Source organism: Frankia sp. CoWAU3, from assembly GCF_977971855.1.
On sequence record NZ_CDWWXB010000008.1, the window covers coordinates 36133 to 39491 of the forward strand.

Sequence of the window (3359 nt, forward strand, 5' to 3'; positions counted from 1 at the left end):
ACGAACGGCGAGGTGGCCGGGTCCGCCGGCAGGCGTACCTGGTCGGACCGGGTGTCTTGGGCGGCCAGGCCCTCCGGGGTCAGCGCCAGGATGGTCGTGGCCACGGTGAACAGCGAACCGTCGGTCGAGGTCCCGCTGTTGATCCGCAGGGCCCGGTCCATGCAGCGGAACCCGGCGCCGACGTTACCCTGAACCCCGGCTGCGAGGGTGAGCTGAGCCGGCAGGGGGACGGAGGCCAGCGTGTCGAGACTGGCGTAGCGCACCAGCGCGTAGTTGTCCATCCCGCTCCTCGACGTGGTCTGCACCAGGATCTCGCCGAACCCGTTGGCGTTGATGTCGACGACCGTGTAATGCAGGGGCACCACGATCGCGCCCAGGTCGACCTGCCCGACAGTTCCGTCCCGGGAGAACACGACCTCGAGTTTGCTCCCGGTCGCCCGCACCTGGTCGGAACGGCCGTCGCCGTCGACGTCGCCCGCCACTGCCGGCTTCACGGCGGCCGTCGGCAGCTGAGGGCTGTCCTGGGTCACCGTCGTCGGACTGACTGACGAACCGGCCGTGACGGGCGGGGAGGACATGCTGGTGGTCGGGAGGGCGGTCGGCGGAGTAGTCGCCGACCAGGTCACCGATCCCCCTCCGGACCCACCGCCGGCCCTGGTAGAACGGCCGGTGCCGCCGGTCGAGGGCGCGACGGGTGTCCGGCTCGGCCCCGTCACGGGTGCGGTCACGAGCGGCGGGACGGCTGGCTCGACGAGCTCGTTGCTCGACGGAGGGGGCCGCAGCGCCACCACTGCGAGCCCGATGAGCGCGGCCATGACCATCCCGCCCGCCGTCATCAGCGGCAGACGCCACCGGCGCCGACGGTCGATCCCGGCACGGATCTGCCGGTAAGCGTCCGGCGAGGGCCGGAGGGGCTCCACCGCCTCGGTGAGCAGGCGGGCGAGCTCCTCCGGTTCCAGACCACTCACCGCAGGCCCTCCAGCTTGCCGCTCAACGCCGACAGCCCCCGGGAAGTGTACGCCTTGACGGAACCGACACTGCAGCCCATCACCGCCGCGGCGTCCGCCTCGGACATGTCGGCGTAGTACCGCAGCACCACTGCCTCCCGCTGCCGGCGGGGCAGCTCGCGCAGCGCCTGGATGACCGCCGCCCGTTCGACGAGGGAGTAGGCGCCCTCCTCGGCGCTCGCGGCGTCGGGCATCGGCTTGGGAGCGTGTTTGAGAGCGACGAGTCGACGACGCAGTGTCGAACGTGCGAGGTTGACGACGGTCTGCCTGAGGTAGGCCAAGGCCTTGTCCCGGTCCTGGAGCCGCCCCCAGGCCGCGTGGACTCGGATGTAGGCATCCTGCACGACCTCCTCGCAGAGGCCGAGATCGTCAAGCAGTAACGCTGCAAGACGAACCAATGACCGATAGTGTTCGGAATACAACGCGGTCAGGGCGGCATCGGCGTCCCGCGCGACATCGCTACGGGCGGCGTCGCTCCGTGCAGGCACGGGCCGCCACCCTTCCACGACAGTCATGGGCGCGATCACACCCAGTTGGACGCGTACCGAGCACTCGAAGTTGTCCCAAAAGTTCTATCGCGTCACGCACGAAACAGACAGCCTCCACATCCCGCGACCCCGCCTCCCACCTATGGGTAACATCTGCCGTCTATCCGCCATCAGCACCAGCGTCCTACCGGAGGCCGACCGTGAAGGACATTCTCGAAGCGATCATTGCCCAAAGCCCTCCGTCGCCCGCCCGGCGGGCGGAGTTCGCATCCCTCCCGGTCCCCGAGTCCTACCGCGCCGTGGTCGTGCGCCGGGACGAAATCGGGATGTTCGAGGGCATGCCGTCCCGGGACAAGGACCCCCGCCGCTCCCTGCACGTAGACGACGTGCCGACCCCCGAGCTCGGTCCCGGTGAAGCCCTCATCGCGGTCATGGCCTCCTCCGTGAACTACAACACGGTCTGGACGTCGATCTTCGAGCCGATCCACACCTTCAACTTCCTCGAGCGCTACGGCCGAACCTCTCCGCTTGCATCCCGTCACAACCAGCCTTACCACGTTGTCGGCTCGGATCTGGCCGGAGTTGTGCTACGGACAGGGCCCGGCGTACAGGCCTGGTCCCCCGGGGACGAGGTCGTCGCCCACTGTCTGTCCGTGGAACTCGAGCGTCCCGACGGCCACAACGACACGATGCTGGATCCCGAGCAACGAATCTGGGGATTTGAGACGAATTTTGGCGGACTCGCCGAGCTCGCCCTGGTCAAGACCAACCAGCTCATGCCGAAACCCGCGCACCTGACCTGGGAGGAGGCGGCCGCACCCGGTCTGGTCAACTCGACCGCGTACCGCCAGCTGGTCTCGGTCAACGGCGCGAACATGAAGCAGGGCGACGTCGTTCTCGTCTGGGGCGCGTCCGGGGGCCTGGGCTCCTACGCCACCCAACTCGTGCTGCGCGGCGGGGCCATCCCGGTCTGCATCGTCTCCTCGCCGGAAAAAGCCGACATATGCCGCTCCCTCGGCGCAGATCTGATCATCGACCGTGCCGCCGAGGCCTATCAGTTCTGGAGTGACGAACACACCCAGAACCCCCGGGAATGGCAGCGGTTCGGCAAGCGCATCCGCGAGCTCACCGGCGGCGACGACCCCGACATCGTCCTCGAACACCCGGGCCGGGAGACCTTCGGCGCCTCCGTCTATGTGACCCGCCGCGGCGGAACTATCGCCACCTGCGCCTCCACCAGCGGTTTCCAGCACGAGTACGACAACCGGTACCTGTGGATGAATCTCAAGCGCATCGTCGGCTCGCACTTCGCCAACTACCGGGAGGCCTGGGAAGCCAACCGACTCATCATGCGCGGGATGATCCATCCGACCCTGTCCCGGGTCTACCCGCTTACCGAAACGGGGCAGGCCGCCTACGACGTGCACCGCAACCTCCACCAAGGGAAGGTGGGCGTGCTGTGTCTCCCCCCGGCCGAGGGGCTGGGTGTCCGCGACGAGGCACTCCGCTCCCGCCACCTGACCGCAATCAACCGGTTCCGCGGCGTATAAACCCGGAAATCGGCCAGGTCGACAGCCGGCTCCCCTCACGCTCGCATTGACCGTCTGAGATGCTGAGGTCCTATGACCGAACACACCGATCTCATCCCAATGGCCGGCGAGACCGACGGGCCCCCCGCCTTTGATCTGGTGCGCCGTGGCTACGACCCCAATCAGGTCACCCATCACGTGAACTGGCTCGTCGAGCAGCTACGCGAGGCCGAGGCGCACCGGGCAGCGGCGGAGGCGGCCGCGTCGGAGGCGGCGACCGAGGCGGCCCGGGTACGCGACGATCTGGCCGCCAACCGTCCCGCCTGGGAGGAGTT

Annotated in this window: 3 protein-coding genes and 1 pseudogene; 2 read left to right on the top strand and 2 right to left on the bottom strand. The window is 68.4% G+C overall.

The genetic code is table 11. The annotated features are described in order from the left end of the window. Together AC08ON_RS02045 and AC08ON_RS02050 are read right to left on the bottom strand one after the other, a co-directional pair. Positions 1–968: FG-GAP repeat domain-containing protein (locus AC08ON_RS02045; RefSeq protein ID WP_476616354.1), on the bottom strand; the 968-nt coding region annotated here is incomplete at its 3' end. Further along, positions 965–1522: a SigE family RNA polymerase sigma factor gene (locus AC08ON_RS02050; protein ID WP_011438065.1), complete on the bottom strand. Its 558-nt coding sequence runs from the start codon at positions 1520–1522 to the stop codon at positions 965–967. The genes AC08ON_RS02050 and AC08ON_RS02045, both read right to left, overlap by 4 nt. Positions 1523–1695: 173 nt before the next feature. Between AC08ON_RS02050 and ccrA the strand changes: the two genes are divergently transcribed. Together ccrA and AC08ON_RS02060 are read left to right on the top strand one after the other, a co-directional pair. Beyond that, positions 1696–3045, top strand: coding sequence for a crotonyl-CoA carboxylase/reductase (gene ccrA / locus AC08ON_RS02055; RefSeq protein ID WP_476607434.1), 1350 nt, complete (start codon positions 1696–1698; stop codon positions 3043–3045). 72 nt (positions 3046–3117) lie between these two features. Further along, positions 3118–3359 (top strand): annotated as a pseudogene (locus tag AC08ON_RS02060) (sugar-binding protein); the annotation flags it as partial.